At 60.5% G+C, this 17,109-nt stretch carries 18 protein-coding genes; 14 read left to right on the top strand and 4 right to left on the bottom strand.

The window, feature by feature from the left end; translation table 11 throughout:
* Positions 1-211: 211 nt before the first annotated feature.
* Complete coding sequence (locus EV130_RS20920) at positions 212-1,042, bottom strand: enoyl-CoA hydratase (protein ID WP_132552162.1); 831 nt, start codon at positions 1,040-1,042, stop codon at positions 212-214.
* A gap of 72 nt (positions 1,043-1,114) precedes the next feature.
* On the opposite strand from EV130_RS20920, the gene EV130_RS20915 reads away from it, so the two are divergent.
* The 3 genes from EV130_RS20915 (at position 1,115) to rpsI (ending at position 2,704) form a co-directional block, all read left to right on the top strand.
* A complete protein-coding gene (locus EV130_RS20915) occupies positions 1,115-1,540 on the top strand; it encodes a PaaI family thioesterase (protein WP_074060866.1) in 426 nt (141 codons plus the stop codon).
* 229 nt (positions 1,541-1,769) lie between these two features.
* Positions 1,770-2,234: a 50S ribosomal protein L13 gene (rplM, locus tag EV130_RS20910; RefSeq protein ID WP_022714788.1), complete on the top strand. Its 465-nt coding sequence runs from the start codon at positions 1,770-1,772 to the stop codon at positions 2,232-2,234.
* 2 nt (positions 2,235-2,236) lie between these two features.
* Positions 2,237-2,704 carry a 30S ribosomal protein S9 gene (gene rpsI, locus EV130_RS20905; RefSeq protein ID WP_022714787.1) on the top strand — a complete coding sequence of 156 codons (468 nt, stop codon included), beginning with the start codon at positions 2,237-2,239 and terminating at the stop codon, positions 2,702-2,704.
* Between the two features lie 75 nt (positions 2,705-2,779).
* On the opposite strand, the gene EV130_RS20900 is transcribed toward rpsI, so the two are convergent.
* Entirely contained in the window at positions 2,780-3,241 is a 462-nt protein-coding gene (locus EV130_RS20900; RefSeq protein ID WP_039844539.1) for an Lrp/AsnC family transcriptional regulator, read from the bottom strand.
* A 151-nt stretch (positions 3,242-3,392) separates the two neighbouring features.
* Between EV130_RS20900 and EV130_RS20895 the strand changes: the two genes are divergently transcribed.
* The 4 genes from EV130_RS20895 to EV130_RS20880 all read left to right on the top strand — a co-directional run bounded on the left by EV130_RS20895 (position 3,393) and on the right by EV130_RS20880 (position 7,043).
* Positions 3,393-4,184 (top strand): phenylalanine 4-monooxygenase, encoded by a 792-nt coding sequence (locus tag EV130_RS20895; RefSeq protein ID WP_132552160.1) that lies wholly within the window; start codon positions 3,393-3,395, stop codon positions 4,182-4,184.
* Positions 4,185-4,267: 83 nt separating this feature from the next.
* Entirely contained in the window at positions 4,268-5,248 is a 981-nt protein-coding gene (gene speB, locus EV130_RS20890) for an agmatinase (protein WP_132552159.1), read from the top strand.
* Positions 5,249-5,297: 49 nt separating this feature from the next.
* The gene (gene argC, locus EV130_RS20885; protein WP_132552158.1) at positions 5,298-6,230 is read left to right on the top strand and encodes an N-acetyl-gamma-glutamyl-phosphate reductase; all 933 of its coding nucleotides are present in this window, start codon (positions 5,298-5,300) and stop codon (positions 6,228-6,230) included.
* 21 nt (positions 6,231-6,251) lie between these two features.
* Entirely contained in the window at positions 6,252-7,043 is a 792-nt protein-coding gene (locus EV130_RS20880) for a sulfite exporter TauE/SafE family protein (protein ID WP_132552157.1), read from the top strand.
* 21 nt (positions 7,044-7,064) lie between these two features.
* Here EV130_RS20880 and EV130_RS20875 read toward each other — a convergent pair whose 3' ends face one another.
* A complete protein-coding gene (locus tag EV130_RS20875) occupies positions 7,065-8,168 on the bottom strand; it encodes a COX15/CtaA family protein (RefSeq protein ID WP_132552156.1) in 1,104 nt (367 codons plus the stop codon).
* A 111-nt stretch (positions 8,169-8,279) separates the two neighbouring features.
* Here EV130_RS20875 and EV130_RS20870 point away from each other — a divergent pair, with 111 nt between their 5' ends.
* Complete coding sequence (locus tag EV130_RS20870; RefSeq protein ID WP_132552155.1) at positions 8,280-8,489, top strand: DUF2842 domain-containing protein; 210 nt, start codon at positions 8,280-8,282, stop codon at positions 8,487-8,489.
* Positions 8,490-8,612: 123 nt separating this feature from the next.
* Positions 8,613-9,830, top strand: coding sequence for a GNAT family N-acetyltransferase (locus EV130_RS20865; RefSeq protein ID WP_132661232.1), 1,218 nt, complete (start codon positions 8,613-8,615; stop codon positions 9,828-9,830).
* On the opposite strand, the gene EV130_RS20860 is transcribed toward EV130_RS20865, so the two are convergent.
* Positions 9,831-11,966 carry a GumC family protein gene (locus EV130_RS20860; protein WP_132552153.1) on the bottom strand — a complete coding sequence of 712 codons (2,136 nt, stop codon included), beginning with the start codon at positions 11,964-11,966 and terminating at the stop codon, positions 9,831-9,833.
* A 194-nt stretch (positions 11,967-12,160) separates the two neighbouring features.
* Between EV130_RS20860 and EV130_RS20855 the strand changes: the two genes are divergently transcribed.
* From EV130_RS20855 to EV130_RS20835, 5 genes are read left to right on the top strand one after another with little or no spacing between them, the layout of a single operon-like run.
* Positions 12,161-12,736 carry a polysaccharide biosynthesis/export family protein gene (locus EV130_RS20855; protein WP_022714777.1) on the top strand — a complete coding sequence of 192 codons (576 nt, stop codon included), beginning with the start codon at positions 12,161-12,163 and terminating at the stop codon, positions 12,734-12,736.
* Positions 12,737-12,742: 6 nt separating this feature from the next.
* A complete protein-coding gene (locus tag EV130_RS20850) occupies positions 12,743-13,924 on the top strand; it encodes a glycosyltransferase (protein ID WP_132552152.1) in 1,182 nt (393 codons plus the stop codon).
* 46 nt (positions 13,925-13,970) lie between these two features.
* Entirely contained in the window at positions 13,971-15,521 is a 1,551-nt protein-coding gene (locus EV130_RS20845; protein ID WP_132661229.1) for an undecaprenyl-phosphate glucose phosphotransferase, read from the top strand.
* A complete protein-coding gene (locus EV130_RS20840; protein WP_132661226.1) occupies positions 15,518-16,762 on the top strand; it encodes an O-antigen ligase family protein in 1,245 nt (414 codons plus the stop codon). Before EV130_RS20845 ends, EV130_RS20840 begins: the two co-directional genes overlap by 4 nt.
* A 39-nt stretch (positions 16,763-16,801) precedes the next feature.
* Positions 16,802-17,095: a helix-turn-helix domain-containing protein gene (locus tag EV130_RS20835; protein WP_074060855.1), complete on the top strand. Its 294-nt coding sequence runs from the start codon at positions 16,802-16,804 to the stop codon at positions 17,093-17,095.
* Positions 17,096-17,109: the final 14 nt, after the last annotated feature.

The following is a 17,109-nucleotide window of genomic DNA, read 5'->3' as shown; positions in this document are numbered from 1 at the left end:
GCCCATCTCCACGCCCTTTCACAGCCAGATCGAAAGCAGATTGCCGTTTGCCCAAGCTGCGGATTACTTGACGTTTTCGAAGCGAACACAAGCGCCAAGCGCCATCGAATGTGGATTGCCCACTGACCTTTCCGATCGCTAACTCGTCGAGCGATTTCGCATGATGGAGCAACGACTGGTCTTGTCCACGCGTCGCGGGAAATGTCGAGCGCTACTCGCCGGTCCAGCGCGGCATCCGTTTTGCAAGAAAGGCGCCGATGCCCTCTTCGGCGTCCGCAGTCATCATGTTGTCAACCATCACCTGGGCCGCATGGCCATATGCTTCCTCTATCGGCATTTCGATCTGGCGGTAGAAGGCCTCTTTGCCGATCTTCAGTGTCAAGGGTGATTTCGAAGCGATGACGGAAGCGTATTTGGCCACGACCTGCGTCAGATACTGCTTGGGCACGATACGGTTGACGAGGCCGAAGTCCTTGGCGGTCGAAGCATCGATGGTTTCTCCGGTCAGCAGCATTTCCATCGCCTGCTTGCGGTGCGCGACGCGGGTGACGGCAACCATTGGCGTCGAGCAAAACAGCCCGATATTGACGCCGGGTGTGCAGAAGGTCGCGGTGTCGGTACAGATCGCAAGATCACAGGAGGCTACGAGCTGACAGCCGGCTGCGGTCGCAAGCCCGTCGATCTCGGCGATCACCGGCTTCGGCAGGCGGGTGATCTCCAGCATGAGATCGGCTGCAAGCGCGAATGTCTCCTCGAAAAAGGCTACCCCGCCATCGGCGTCGGCCCGATGCTCGGTCATCTCCTTGAGATCGTGCCCCGCAGAGAACACCTTTCCGGTCGAGGCAATGACCACGACGCGAACTTCGCCGTCGTCAGCAGCTTTTTGAAGCTCGCCCATCAACAGTTCCATCACCGCGATCGAGAGGACGTTCGCCGGCGGGTTGTTGAGCGTAAGCCGCAGCACGCCATCGCAAAGCGAGCTTGTAACGGGGACGCTCCCATCCTCGTTTGCGCCCTTCCGGAAGGATACGACTTCGGCCATGGTACTAACTCCTTGCATTGCGATTTCGTGCTAACAGTTCTCACAAGCTATCGTCAATTTCGAGGAGAAGCGATGCAGCCGGTCATGACGATCGAGGAGGTCCACCAGTTTCTGGAGACCGATTTCCCGCAGATCCACACGGACGGGCGCGTCTTTACCGTGACGGACATTACCCCCGGCAGCGTCTCGACGCGGTTCGATCCGTCCGAAAGGCATCTGCGCCCTGGCGGCACCGTGTCCGGTCCTGCCCTCTTCACGCTGGCTGACGTCACCGCCTATGCCGCGGTGCTTGCCCATGTCGGCCCGGTCGCACTTGCCGTGACCACCAGCCTCAACATCAATTTCCTGCGCCTGCCTAAGCCGCAGCCGACCACCTGCACCTGCCGGATCCTCAAGCTCGGAAAGCGTCTCGCCGTTATCGAAGCCAGCATTTTCCAGGAAGATCCCGCCGAATTGGTGGCCCATGCGACGGCAACTTATTCGATTCCACCGCGATAAATTTGCGGTATCATATTACCACATTACCAACACGTTGATTTTACTTTGCATTTTTTACACTGGCGCAGATAGGTGGTATTGACCGCCAGGGGCTTTCCCTCTATACACCGCGCCAGAAACGCAGCCTTACCCGGCTGCTTTCTTTTTGGCGGGCTTGTGAGCGCGTCAAACCAAGCAACAAGAAACGCCCTTGGCCCTCGGGCTCAGGGATCCGAAAGAGAGAATTACTATGGCAACCTTCTCCCAGAAGCCCGCAGAGGTGGAGAAGAAGTGGGTGATCATCGACGCCGAAGGGCTTGTCGTTGGCCGCCTAGCTTCCCTCATCGCCATGCGTCTGCGCGGCAAGCACAAGGCAACCTTCACCCCTCACGTTGACGACGGCGACAACGTTATCGTCATCAATGCCGACAAGGTCGTTTTCACCGGCAAGAAGTATTCCGACAAGGTCTACTACTGGCACACCGGTTATGCCGGCGGCATCAAGGAGCGCACCGCTCGCCAGATCATCGAAGGCCGCTTTCCGGAACGCGTCCTGGAGAAGGCCGTCGAGCGCATGGTCCCGCGTGGTCCCCTCGGCCGCCGCCAGATGAAGAACCTCCGCGTTTACTCCGGTTCCAACCATCCCCATGAAGCACAGCAGCCGACCGTCCTCGACGTCGCCAAGCTGAACAAGAAGAACGTAAGGAGCGCCTGATAATGGCTGACCTCTCTTCCCTGAAGGATCTCGGCACGTCGTCGGAAGCAGCTGCTCCGGTTCACGTCCGCAAGGTCGACTCGCTTGGCCGCTCCTATGCGACCGGCAAGCGTAAGGACGCCGTAGCCCGTGTTTGGCTCAAGGCCGGCTCCGGCAAGATCACCGTCAACGGCAAGGACTTCACGGCATACTTCGCCCGTCCGGTCCTGCAGATGATCCTGCGCCAGCCGATTGTCGCTGCAGCCCGCGACGGCCAGTTCGACATTGTCGCAACGGTTGCAGGCGGCGGTCTTTCCGGCCAGGCCGGTGCCGTTCGTCACGGTCTCTCGAAGGCCCTCACCTACTTCGAGCCGGGCCTTCGCGGCGTGCTCAAGAAGGGCGGCTTCCTGACCCGCGACAGCCGCGTCGTCGAGCGTAAAAAGTACGGCAAGGCCAAGGCCCGCCGCTCGTTCCAGTTCTCGAAGCGCTAATCGCTCCAGAATACGGATTTTGCGAAGGCCGGGTTCTCCCCGGCCTTTTCATATGCCACCGATCGCAGCCGGCCCTCAGATCGGCAGCTCTGTCGTCGACTTGAGTTCGCGCAGGACGAAGCTCGAAACCACATTGCGAACATGTGGATTGCGCATCAGGTAGCGCGTCATGAACGCCTCGTAGGCCTCGACGTCGCGCGCCCTGATCTTCAGCATATAGTCGAACGTCCCCGATAGCGCATAGCATTCCATGATCTCGGGCCGGTCGCGCACTGCGGCGGCGAAGGCTTCGATCGCCTCTTCGTGGTGGTCCTCCAAGGTTACATGGGCGATGATGCAGAGCTTGAGATCGAGCTTTGCCGGATCGAGCAGCGCCACACGCTTGCGAATGACGCCTTCCGTCTCCAGTTCCTGCATCTTGCGCCATGCGGTGCTTTGCGACATGCCGGCCTTTTCCGCCAGCTCGGCGAGCGACAGACTGCTGCCGGCCTGCACAAGCTGCAGGAGCTTGCGGGCCGCCTTCAAGTTTTCTTTCACTCTTTACCCTCCTCACGGATTTTTCTCCCATTTTCTAACCATAATCCGGCAATGCTGAAATGTTTACCCGCATTCCCAGGGATATAATGGTGACATGACAGCCGGGGTCGGAATTACCCGGCTCATTGGATCAGAGGACGGGAGGCCGCTCATGACCAAGGAGAGCACCTACACGGCAAATCTGCCGGATGCGCACGGCATCTATCACTACACCGCTGAGGAAGACCAAATCTGGAGCGAGCTCTATCAGCGCCAGATGACGCTGCTCGCAGACAAGGCCTGCCGGGAATATTTGGACGGCGTGACGACTCTCGGGCTGAAGCCGGACAAGGTTCCGCAGCTTGGCGACGTCAATCGGCGTCTGAGCGAGACCACCGGCTTCGGCGTCGAAGGCGTCCCAGCCCTGATCCCGCCGTCGCGCTTCTATGAATTGCTGTCGCAGGGCAAGTTTCCGCTGGCGACGTTCATCCGGCGTCGCGAGCATATCGACTATATCGAAGAGCCGGACATCTTCCACGAGGTCTTCGGCCATTGCCCGCTGCTGACCAACAAAAGCTACGCCAATTTCGTGCGCCGCTTCGGCGAGAAGGCCGTCGGCCTCGGCAAGGGGTATTCCTGGCACCTGTTTCGGATTTTCTGGTTCACTGTGGAATTCGGTCTCATCAACACGCCGCAAGGGCGCCGCTGCTTCGGCGCCGGTATCGTCTCCTCGCCCAGCGAGACGCGGGCAGCAATGGAAGGCAAGGCATGCGAATTCCGGTCCTTCGACCTGATGACAGCGCTGAGAACGCCCTACCGGATCGATATCGTCCAGCCGATCTACTACGTGATCGAAAGCTTTTCGCAGTTGGAGTCGATCATCGAGGAAGATATCGGCGCCCGCATCAACGAGGCCAAGGCGCTCGGCGACTTTCCGCCGGCATTCGAAGCCAAGGCGTCCTGAGGACAGGAATTTCGTTTCGTTCGGGGCTTGCCTTGTCGAGGCTGATTGTCCAACGTCCCGCCAACATGTGATGGAGGGACGCCATGGCAGAGAAGTCGATCGATCACGCTTTTATGGCGACCAGCCTCACATCCTCGGCCACTGACCCGACATTTGCTGGAGCCCTCTCCTTCATGCGGCGTCGGTTCACCAAGGTTCTTTCAGGCGTGGACGCCGTCGTCTGGGGCATCCCCTTCGATGCGGCAACCTCCAACCGGCCAGGAACGCGCTTCGGGCCGCAGGCGATCCGCCGCGCCTCGGCGATCTTCGACAACGATGCACAATATCCCTTCAATCGCGATCTCTTCGCCGAAATGGCGGTGATCGACTACGGCGACTGCCTGCTTGACTACGGCAATCACCAGGAGGCGCCGGCGGCAATCGAGCGGCAGGCGAATACGATTCTTGATAGCGGCGCCTTCCTGCTCACGCTCGGCGGCGACCACTATGTCACATGGCCGATCCTGAAGGCCCATGCAGCCAGGCATGGTCCGCTGGCGCTGGTGCAGTTCGACGCGCATCAGGATACCTGGCTCGACGACAATCGGCGGATCGATCACGGCTCCTTCGTCGCACGCGCTGCCCGTGACGGCATAATCAATCCGGAGCGATCCATCCAGATCGGCATCCGCACCCACGCGCCGGAGGATTGCGGCATCCGCATCCTCTACGGCCATCAGGTCGAAGAAATGAATGCCGCTGAGATCGCCTCGGCAATCGTCTCGCACACCAAGGACGCTCCGGCCTATCTGACTTTTGATGTCGACTGCCTCGATCCGGCCTATGCCCCAGGTACCGGCACTCCAGTTGCAGGGGGGCCGTCGAGCGCCAAGATCCTTTCGGTCCTGCAGCGCCTGCAGCAGCTCGATATCCGCGGCGCAGACGTGGTCGAGGTCTCGCCGCCTTATGATCACGCCGATATCACCGCCATTGCAGGGGCGACGGTCGCGATGTATATGCTGGGCCTCTGCGCCGAGAGGCACGCAGCCGCCCTGGGCGGTTATCAGACTGAATCAACTTCATGAGACACTGACTCCGGAAGCAATTCGAACTCGTTGAAAGCGCAGGATTATCATGGCACCGAAAATCTTCATCGACGGCGAACACGGCACGACGGGCCTGCAGATCCGCACGCGCATGGCCGGCCGCCGCGATGTCGAGCTCGTGTCCATTCCGGAAGCTGAGCGCCGCAATGCCGCGATGCGGGAGGACATGCTGAACAGCGCCGATATCGCCATCCTATGTCTGCCCGACGATGCGTCGAAGGCAGCCGTCCAGATGGTTTCGGCCAACAACAATGTCCGCGTTATCGACACGTCGACCGCCTTCCGCGTCAATCCCGGCTGGGCCTATGGGTTTGCCGAAATGGACAAGGAGCAGGCCGAAAAGATCAGGGCCGCCCGTTTTGTCGCCAACCCCGGCTGCTACCCGACAGGCGCCATCGGCCTCATCCGGCCGTTGCGAGCTGCAGGCATTCTGCCCGACGGCTATCCAGTTACCGTCAATGCGGTCTCCGGCTATACCGGCGGCGGCAAGCAGATGATCGCGCAGATCGAAGACCAGAGCCGCGACGATAAAATCACCGCGCCGCATTTCCTCTATGGCTTGCCGCTGACACACAAGCATGTGCCGGAGATGAAAATCCATGGCCTGCTCGACCGAGCGCCAATCTTCTCGCCTTCGGTCGGCAAATTCCCGCAGGGCATGATCGTCCAGGTGCCGCTGCATCTCGACGCTCTCTCGGGCAATGCGAAGCTCGAAAGCATCCATGCGGCCCTGACGGCCCATTATGCCGGTCAGGATATCGTCACGGTCGTCCCGCTCGAGGAGAGTCGGGCACTTGCCCGGATCGATGCCGTCGAGCTTGCCGGGAAGGACACGATGAAGCTCTTCGTGTTCGGCACGCCGGGCACCAGTCAGGTCAACCTCGTCGCTCTGCTCGACAATCTTGGCAAGGGCGCCTCGGGTGCGGCCGTCCAAAACATGGATCTGATGCTCGCCTCGTAAGCCTTCCGGAGCTCCGCGGACATGCCGATCGATACGCTTTCGGCCGGCGTTGCCGAATGGTTTTGCGCTGCGCTGCCGGATCACGGCATCTATGGGCTGATCCTCTTTGCCTTCATTGCCGGGCTCGCACGCGGCTTTTCGGGCTTCGGGGCGGCGCTGATCTTCATTCCACTGGGCGGCGCGATCGTCGGCCCGAAGCTGGTTTCTCCCGTTTTGCTTATCATCGACGGGCTTGCGACACTTGGAATGATCCCGCCTGCCTGGCGCAGCGCCAACCGGCCTGAAGTCTTCGCAATGGCGATCGGCGCTGCTCTCGGCGTTCCTGCGGGCACAGTTGCGCTTGCGCTGATGGATCCTCTGACGCTCCGATGGATCATCACCGCCGTCGCCATCTCGCTGCTGGCGCTCCTGGTGTCGGGCTGGCGTCATCATGGCGAGCCGCGAGCGCCGCTGAGCGCCGGGGTCGGCCTGATCGCCGGCCTTTTCAGCGGCGCGGCACAGCTTGGCGGCCCACCGGTCGTTGCCTATTGGCTCGGCGGCAAGAGCGACTTCACCCGCGTGCGGGCGAATGTCATCCTCTACTTCTCGATCTCCACCTGCTTCAGCGCAATCAGCTATTATGCCTTGGGTCTTTTCGTGCAGCCCGTCTTTGCTCTGACGCTCGTCATCCTGCCGGGCTACGCGCTCGGCCTTTATGGCGGCTCGAAGCTGTTCGGCTTGGCGAAGGAAAGCACGTTCCGGCTGATCTGCTATCTGCTCATCGCTGCGGCCGCCATCATCGGCATGCCAGCGCTCGACGGAGCTTTGCGGTAAGCGCCTGACGCACCCTCCGGCTCAGTCCCTTTCCGCAATCATCGTGTCGTGCGAAAACTCGCCGTAGTAGCCGCGCCAGTTGGCGACGGCGAAGCCCAAAACGATCAAGGCGCCTGCCTGGTGCAAAAGACCCCAATGAAGCGGGACCTGCAGGAGGATAGTGGCGATGCCGATTGCCGCCTGCAGCGTGACGAGTGCGAAGAGGACGACAGCACGCCGGGCGTGGGTGGTTTGGGGAGCTGCGCGAAGCGCAACCACCATGTTGACGAAAGTGAGCGCGAAAAGCACGTAGGCGCCGGCGCGATGGGTGAATTGAACGGTCTTCGGATTCTCGAAGAAGTTGAGCCAGGCGGGCTTTTGGATGAGAAGATCGGAGGGGATGATCGCGCCGTCCATCAGCGGCCAGGTATTGTAGGCGAAGCCGGCGTCAAGGCCGGCCACCAGCGCGCCAAGATAGATCTGGAAGAGCGCGAAAACAGCAATTATCGCCGCCCATGTCCGCGAGCCTTCGGTCGGCGCGGCGTCGTTCGAATGCGGGGAAAGTCCGCGCATGATCCACATGCAGGCAGTGAAGATCAGACAGGCCATGACGAGGTGCGTCGCGAGGCGATACTGGCTGACGTCGGTGCGCACCGAAAGACCGGATGAGACCATCCACCAGCCGATGAAACCCTGCAGGCCGCCGAGCGCCAGGATGCCGGCTAGAGGCCAGCGCAGCCGCCGCTCGACCATGCCCGTCAGCCAGAAAAAAACAAGCGGCAGAGCGAAGATGACCCCGATCGCGCGGGCGATCAGCCGGTGCGCCCATTCCCACCAGAAAATGGTCTTGAAATCCTCCACGGTCATGTGGCTGTTTAGCTGCTGGAATTCGGGAATGCGCTGGTAGAGCTTGAATTCCTCCTCCCATTCAGCAGCAGTGACAGGCGGAACGACGCCGTGGATAGGCTTCCATTCCGTGATCGAAAGGCCCGAATTGGTAAGACGCGTGGCGCCGCCGACGAGCACGAGACAGACGAGCGCGACGAGCACGAATCCCAGCCAGACGCGCAATGCACGGCGGTTCCGGTCCAACCTGCGGACCTCGCTCAAGATTGACTGTTCCGTGGTCAAATTCGCGACGGCCATGATCACTCCTTCTTTCCGGCAGTTGATTTGCCCCAACGCCTCATGCAAAACAAGCCCCGAACCTTTGCGGCATGCCGTCGCGCGGGTCCACACAGCCCGGAAAGAGAATTCATGCCCGTCCGCTTGCGCAAATTCATCGGCACGATCCTCATCGTCGTTCTCGTGCTTCTTTATGCGCTTTTGGCGAACACGATCGCCGTCGCGGCACTCGGGGGATCGTCGTGGTGGGTTCACCTCCTCTATTTCTCGCTGACGGGCCTGGTCTGGGTCCTGCCGGCGATGCTGATCATCAAATGGATGGCCGGTCCGCGGCAGAAGTGAACGCCGTTAACGCCGAAATAACCGTGATTAGCGGAAAAGACAGTCTGCCCCTTTGCATTTAAGCCAAATGAAGGCGCTCGCCCCTTATGCTTCCCGTCAAGCCATCTTGACCGGAGAAGACCCGTGCAGACGCACAAGCTCGATATCCATCAACAGCTGCTCGACGAAGCGGCGAAAGCCGAGGCAGGCTCTGCGAGCCTTCGCTCGCCGAACGCGGAACTGGATGTCTCGGTCTTCGACACGATTGCAATGCTGGAAAAGGATTGGCGCGCCCTGGAGCGGGACAATCTGACCTCTCTCCATCAGGGCTATGACTGGTGCCGTAGCTGGATCGAGGCCCATCGACGACCGCTCGTCATTTTGCGGGGCGTCTGCGGGTCAGAAACGGCCTTTATCCTGCCGATCGAAATCGAGCGCAGCCATGGCGTGCGGATCGCGAAATTCATCGGCGCCGATCACAGCAATATCAATACCGGACTTTTCACGAAGCGTTTCCTCAAAGACGCCGTTGACCCGTATCGCTTTGCCGAGGGCCTTCGTCACGCCCTTCGCGGCAAGGCCGATCTGCTGCTCTTGCAGAACATCCCGCTGGATTGGCGCGGCCGGAAGAGCTTGCTCGGTCTGTTGCCGTTGGTGCAGAACCAGAACCACGCCTATCAGCTGCCGCTGCTTGAAAATTTCGAGGCGACGCTCAAGCAGTTGAACTCCAAGAGCCGCCGGAAGAAGTTCCGGGTGCAGTCGAAGCGGCTCGAATCCATCGGCGGATTCGACTATGTCGCTGGCGGGACGGCCGGCGAGCAGCACGCCCTTCTTGACCAGTTCTTCGCTCAAAAGGCCGAGCGCTTCAAGGCGCTCGGGCTGCCCGACGTGTTTGCCGACCCCAAAACACGGACTTTTCTCCATGGCCTGATCGACATTCGCCACGGCGACGACTTCGGCCTCGAGATGCACGCGATCCGCCTCAAGGGCGAAAACGAAGGGCATATCGCCGCGCTATCCGGCATCTCGCGCAAGGGCGATCATGTGATCTGCCAGTTCAGTTCGATCAACGAAAGCATTGCAAAGGATGCAAGTCCGGGTGAATTCCTCTTTTGGCAGATGATTTCGAGATTGCACGGGAAAGGCGTCGCGCTCTTCGATTTCGGTCTCGGCGATCAGGTCTACAAACGTTCTTGGGCACCGATCGAAACGGATCATCACGATGTGGTGCTGCCGCTGTCCTTGTCTGGAAATATCGCCGGACTTGCGCATTGGGCCATCACGCGGAGCAAGGCCCACATCAAGGCACGGCCCGGCCTCTATATATTCGCACAGCGCGCTCGTTCAAAGATCGGCGTCTGATCAGGCCGCCCGGCGCGGGAGGTCCTGCGCTATTGTTTCGTCGCCCGACATCAACACGACGCGCTGATAACCCGCCTTTTCGAATTCCGTCATCGCGAAGACGAAGTCCTCTTCGATCACGACTGGCATGGAAAGGATGATCTCGACATCCTTGCTGCGCGTCAGGCGGGAGACACCGGCAACATCGGCTGCGCCGCACTCGACAATCACGAGATCATAGGCTGAGGCCAATGCGTCGAGCAGCAGCGAAAGCCGGTCTGCCCCGCGCATCGCCTGGCGGATGTCGCTGATGCCCTGCGGGATCAGATGAGCGTCTGAGTAACGGTCGCCATGGATCGTTTCGCCGAAAGCGGCAGCGCCGCACAGCAGATCGGTCACGCCCGGCGCATTCGGGTCGTCGCCCATCAGCTTGGTCGGATAGCCGGAGCCGGTCATGTCGACCAGAACCACGCGCTGACCGACATCGGCAAGCGCACGGGCGAGCGAAACGGTCGCCGCGGAACCGTCGTCACCAGTCGGCGATATCGCAACAGCGAGCGTTGCCCGGCTGCTCGTGAGATAGTCGGCGACAGAGCTGATCGAGAATTCGTTTTCGTCTTGCAGAGGTGGAGGCGCCTGCGGCCCAGGCTCCTCTTCCACCGGTGCCGAAAGCATGCTGGGCTTGATATCACGCTTGGCTTTCGGCACGGCGGCCTGCGTTTTTTCTTCGATCGGCGAGGCAGGCTCGACGTTGCCGTCGACCGGACGCAGCGCCCGGCCACTGAAGAGTTCGACGAGCATGATGACGATGGCGCTCATGATCAACGTCGCGACGGCAGCGACGGCAACGATCGGCACGACCTTCGGGAAAAAAGGATCGACAGGCTCGATGGCGCGCGAGACGATGCGCGCATCTGCCGGACTCGAATTGCTGTCGGCGCGGGAAGCGGCTTCCCGGTAGCGAGCGAGGTAAGTTTCAAGCAGCTGGCGCTGGGCATTTGCCTCGCGCTGCAGGGCGTTGAGGCCGACCTCGTCTTCGCCCGCCTGTGCGCTGTTTGCCCGCAACGTGCCGGACTGGCGCTCGAGTTCGGCAGCACGAAGACCGGCGACCTTCGCCTCGCTCTCGACGCTGGCCAGGATCTTTTGCGTTTCCTGGCGGATCTGAGCTTTGATGTCGGCAAGCTGCGCCCGCAGGCTCTTCAACTTCGGGTGGTTGTTGAGCAACGACGTGCTGAGATCGGAAATCTGCGACTGTAGGCCCGACTCAGTAGCCTTCAGCCGCTGCATGGACTGCGAGGACATGATGTCGGGCAACGTGTCGGACGCCTCACCGGAGGCGAGCGCGTTGCGGACGGACTGGGCGCGCGCCTCGGCATTGGCCTTTTCGCCGCGTACGCGGGTCAGCTCGACGGAGATATCGTTCAGCTGCTGCTGCGGAAAGTTGCTGCCGCCGTTCGTCGGCAGGAGACCGTGTTTGGCGCGGTACTCGGCAACCTTCTGCTCGGCGTCGTTTACCTTCTGGCGAAGGTTCTCGATTTCCGGCTCAAGCCAACGAGTGGCCTCCGAGTTCGTATCGAGTTTGGCACCGCTCTGCGTCGCGAGATAGACATTCGCCATGGCATTCGGAATGCGCGCAGCAATCTTCGGATCCTTCGACGTGAAGGTGATGCCGATGACGCGCGAACCGGGGACTTGGTAGACTTGAAGACGCTCGATGAATGCATCGATCACGCGTTCTTCGGGCAGATTTTCAAGCGGGTTCTTCTTGAGATGCAGTGCCACAAGGATGTCGCTCAACGCAGAGCCGTTGACGGCATCGTCGAATTCGGGCAGCTCATAGAGCTTTTCGCTGTTGATGACCTGCTTGATGATATCGGCAGACTGCAGAAGCTGAACCTGGCTCGCAATGTTCAACTCGTCGAGCAGCGGTCCGCCGTTGCCGTCGTTCGACTGGGTGTTTGCGAAAGCCGGTGCACGCTGCTCGATCAGCAGACGCGTTTCGGCTCTGTATTTCGGCGAGATCATCTTGGCGCCGGCAAATGCGACCCCTGCCCCGATCAGCGTGACGGCGAGGACTTTCAGCCGGAAGGCCCAGACGGCTCGAACGAGCTGGCCAAGGTCGATGTCCACATCCTGATTACCCGTCACGCCGGACATACTCGTACTCCGAGAACAAACATGGCGCGAAGCGTAAAGGACTATAGTAACCCGACGGTTAATGTTGCCCGCATTAGCAGAACAAAGCGTGGCCGGGCAGAAAGCAAAAAAATGCCGTGCATCTTTTACCAGCCATTAACCCTAACGGATCGATAACGGCAGGATCGAGTTCGTTTCCTGTGAGCATAACGCGGATGCTTTTTGTCCAGCCCAAGACGCTTCTGGCTCTGAGCCTTGTCGCCATGACGGCGGCACTGAGCGGCTGCAACACCTATAAGCCAGCGCCGAGAGCTTTCAATCAGGCAACGATCCAGCCCTATACGCTCGACAGCGGCGACCGCCTGCGCATCACCGTTTTCGATCAGCCGAGCATGACCAATACCTATATGGTCGATCAGGCAGGCTACATCGCCTTCCCGCTCGTCGGACAGGTGCCGGCGCGCGGACGCACGCTGCAGCAGCTTTCCGGCCAAATCGCCCAGAAGCTGCAGCAGGGATATCTGCGCGATCCCGATGTGACGATCGATGTCGACCGCTACCGCTCCATCTTCATCATGGGTGAAGTCGGCCAGCCGGGCCAGTATTCCTATGTGCCGGGCATGACGGTGCAGAACGCGATCGCCGTTGCCGGCGGCTTCACCTCCCGCGCCAATCAGGGCACGGTCGACGTCACTCGCAAGATCAACGGTCAGGTGCTGACCGGGCGTGTTAACATTTCGTCCTCGATTATCGCCGGTGACACGATCTATGTCCGCGAACGGCTGTTCTGATCGCTGATGGCAGAACCGCGCCCCCTCCGCATACTCCATTGTTTCAGATCGCCCGTAGGCGGGATATTTCGCCACGTCCGCGATCTGGTGGAAGAACACAGCACGGCCGGACATGAGATCGGCATCCTCTGCGACAGTTCCACCGGCGGCGAGCACGAGGACCGGCTTTTCGACGATATCCGCCCCTTTCTCTCGCTCGGGCTGACGCGCATACCGATCCGGCGTTCCGTCGCGCTTTCCGATATCGGCGTGATATGGGAGACATACAAGAAGATCAAAAGTTTGCGGCCGGACGTGCTGCACGGACACGGCGCCAAGGGCGGCGTGCTCGCGCGCCTTGTCGGCTCAGCCTTGCGGGTGAACAGGTATCGCGTAGCCCGCCTCTATACCGCCCACGGCGGAAGCCTGCACTATTCCCGTTCGTCGCTCAGCGGACAGTTCGTTCTGCGGATGGAGCGGTTGCAGGAATATTTTACGGATGCCCTCGTCTTCATCTGCGAATACGAACGAGACACCTATGCAAAGAAAGTGGGCCGGCCGAGATCCATGACGCGGCTGATCTACAACGGGATCGGGGAGCGGGATTTCCAGACCATTCCTACACGATCCGATGCGGTCCATTTCATCTATGTCGGAATGCTCCGGGACCTTAAGGGTCCTGATCTGTTTGTGGATGCATTTGCCAGGACCGAGCGGCTGATTGGGCGCCCTCTTTCCGCGCTGATGATCGGCGACGGGCCGGATCGCGAGAAATATCGCGACATGATGGTCGAGCGCGGCCTCGGCAAGCGTATCGGCATGCTGCCGCCGATGCGTGTGCAGGAAGCCTTCGCGATGGCGCAAACCCTGGTGGTGCCATCGCGCGCCGAAGCCATGCCCTACATCATCCTGGAAGGACTTGGCGCCGGAAAGACCGTCATTGCCAGCCGCGTCGGCGGCATTCCGGAAGTGCTCGGCAGGAGCAGCCCTGCCCTGGTCGCGCCCGACAACGCGGATGACCTAGCCCGCGTCATGGCCGATGCGCTGACGACACCGGGCTGGCACAATGCCGTCATGCCTTCGATCGACTCGGTGAAGTCCGTTTTTTCCTCGTCGGTGATGGCAAGAGATGTCCTGAAGCTGTACCACGCGCTCGTCGAGGGGCCCTCAGCCTCCGAATCCCACGAGGCATCCGTAAATCTTTCTTAGTGCCTTTCTGCTAATGCCGTTCGAAACAACGAGCGACTGAAGCCCCATGAACAAAGCAGAAAAGAGCGATCAGTTCGACGTGGAGGCCCTGCGCAAGCGGGTTTCCGCTGCCAACACAGACGGTGGCGGAAAGGAAACGCCCGGAGAGATCAACGCCTATGCCCGGCAGATCGCCGAACAGTTCCGCAAGGCAACACGTTCGCCATCGATGGTCATCGGCCAGCTGCGCCTCTTCGAATTCTTCTCGCAATTCGCAATCGGGCTGCTTGCCTTCCTGATCTGGCCTGGAGACGGCAGCGAAAGCCTTGGCGAGCGGGCGGGCATCGCAGCCGCCGCGGCGGCCCTTGGCGTCTTGGCGCTCCAGCTTGCCGATACCTATTCCATTCCCGCGCTGCGGGCTCGCATTCGCCTGCTGCCGCGCATCTTCGCCGCCTGGGCGGCTGGCTTTGCCGCAACGGAAGCGATCTTTTCGCTCTTCCGCGATCTTGCCTGGGGCCAGGTAAGCCTGCATGTCGCCTGGTTCACGCTTGCCTCAACCTTCCTGCTCGGCTCACGCTTCCTGGTCGCCTACGGTATTCGCAACTGGGCTCGCAACGGCGTCATGGAGCGTCGCGCCGTGATTGTCGGCGGCGGCGAACCTGCCAAGGATCTGATCCGCGTTCTCGAGCAGCAGGCGGACAACGACATCCGCATATGCGGCATCTTCGACGACCGGGGCGAAAAGCGCTCGCCGATCATGGTCGCCGGCTATCCGAAGCTCGGCACCGTTGCCGAACTGGTCGAATTCGTACGGCTGACCCGGATCGACATGCTGATCATCGCATTGCCGCTCAGCGCCGAAGCCCGCATCCTGCAGCTTCTCAAAAAACTCTGGATCCTGCCGGTCGATATCCGCCTTGCTGCACACGCCAACCGCCTGCGGTTCCGGCCGCGTGCCTATTCGCATATCGGCTCCGTGCCGATGCTCGACATTTTCAAGAAGCCGATCCGCGATTGGGACTCGGTCGCCAAACGCGGCTTCGACCTCTTCTTCGCATCGCTTGCGCTTGCCCTGCTCTGGCCGGTGATGATCCTGACGGCCATTGCAATCAAGCTGACGTCCAAGGGTCCAATCTTCTTCATGCAGAAGCGGCACGGCTTCAACAATGAGGTCATCAACGTCTTCAAGTTCCGCTCGATGTACACAAACATGAGCGATCACAACGCCAAGGTCGTTGTGACCAAGGGCGATCCGCGCGTGACATCGGTCGGCCGCTTCATCCGCAAATCCTCGATCGATGAATTACCGCAACTGTTCAATGTGCTGAAAGGCGATCTCTCGCTCGTCGGGCCCCGGCCGCACGCAGTACTTGCCCAGACCAAAGATCGCGCCTGGGGCGACATCGTCGAAGGCTATTTCGCCCGTCACCGCGTCAAGCCCGGCGTGACCGGGTGGGCGCAGATCAACGGCTGGCGCGGCGAGATCGACAATGACGACAAGATCAAGTTCCGCACTGCCTACGACCTCTACTATATCGAGAACTGGTCGCTCTGGTTCGATCTCAAGATATTGTTCCTGACGCCGGTGCGGCTGCTCAACACGGAAAACGCCTATTGAGCGCGATCGAGGCGGCATATTCGCGCGTCGCCCAACCGCAGCGCGCCGCACTGCGATTGATCGGCTCGGCGATGGTTGCCTTCGGCGTCTTCCTCGCTGGCTTCGTCATCAATGAGCCTGCCCCTTACGAACTGTGGATGGCCGGCCTCGTCGGCATCTGGTTCATCCTCGGTCTGCGGATCTCGCGTTTCACCGCGATGCTTCTGACCCTGCTCGTGACCTTCAATGTCGGCGGCATGCTTTCGCTGACGCAAATGAAGGACCTGACTGGCGGGCCGATGTATGTCGCGGTCTCTACCTTCCTTGCCCTGACCTCGGTCTTCTATGCGGCCATTATCGAAGACAGCGCCAAGCGGCTGCCGCTGATCTTCAATGCTTGGGTCTTTGCAGCCGTCATCACCTCGTTGCTCGGCATACTTGGATATTTCCATGCCTTTCCCGGCGCCGAGGTCTTTACGCTCTACGACCGCGCAAAGGGCGCATTCCAGGATCCGAACGTCTTCGGACCGTTCCTCGTGGTACCGTCTCTCTATCTGATCCACGGCATTTTGACGCGCGACCTGAAGACCTCGCCGGTCCGCGCCGCCGCGCTGCTGATCGTTGCGCTCGGAGTATTCCTGTCATTCTCGCGCGCCGCCTGGGGTCTCTTCCTGCTCGGCGTGGTGCTGCTCATCTTCCTGATGCTGCTGAAGGAGCGAAGCGGCGCATTCCGGCTGCGCATCCTCATCCTCTCGCTTCTGGCGATCGTTTTGATGGTGGCAGCCCTTCTAATCGCGCTTCAACTCCCGCAAGTTGCCGATCTATTCAGCACGCGCGCACAACTCGTCCAAGAGTATGACGGCGAGTATCTCGGTCGTTTCGACCGCCACCGGATCGGTTTTCAGATGATGATGGAGAGACCGCTCGGTCTAGGCCCAATGGTGTTCGGTACCATCTTTCCGGAAGACGAGCACAATATCTGGCTGAAGACGCTGACGACCTACGGATGGCTCGGCTTTGTCTCCTATGTGTCGCTGCTTGTGTGGACGCTTTACCTCGGCTTCAAGAACCTGCTCAGGAACCGGCCTTGGCAACCTTATCTGATGATCGCCTGGATCTGCGTCATCGGCCACGCGGTCATCGGCAACGTGATCGACATCGACCATTGGCGGCATGTCTATCTGCTCTTCGGCATCGTCTGGGGGTGCGCAGCACTCGAACATCGCTATCGGCAGAATTTCCCCGGACATAGCGCGGCCTAACTACTTGAGAACGGCGGCATTCGCGCTAAACTTCCAAGCATGATTACAGGAATGCAGATACGCGGCGCTCGCGCCATGACCGGTATGAGCATCGATGAACTAGCCGCTGCGTCCGGCCTGACGCCGGAAGCTGTAGAGGCACTCGAAGACGGCGACGGAATGGGCGAGCCTGGCGCATTCCTAGCCGCCAAGCACGCGCTGGAAGCAGCCGGCGTGATCTTTATCGCAAGCGGCAATCAGGACGAAGGCGGCCCCGGCGTGCGTCTGCGGGCGCGCACGTCAAACGATGACGGCATTCGCCCCGAAAACCTCAACGCCGCCAACGACGACTGAAGGCGGCCCGCACG

The sequence above is a fragment of the Rhizobium azibense genome, assembly GCF_004342325.1.
Lineage (GTDB): Bacteria > Pseudomonadota > Alphaproteobacteria > Rhizobiales > Rhizobiaceae > Rhizobium > Rhizobium etli_B.
The sequence above is the reverse complement of the archived record's forward strand: the minus strand, read 5'-3'. Positions and strand labels throughout refer to the sequence as shown.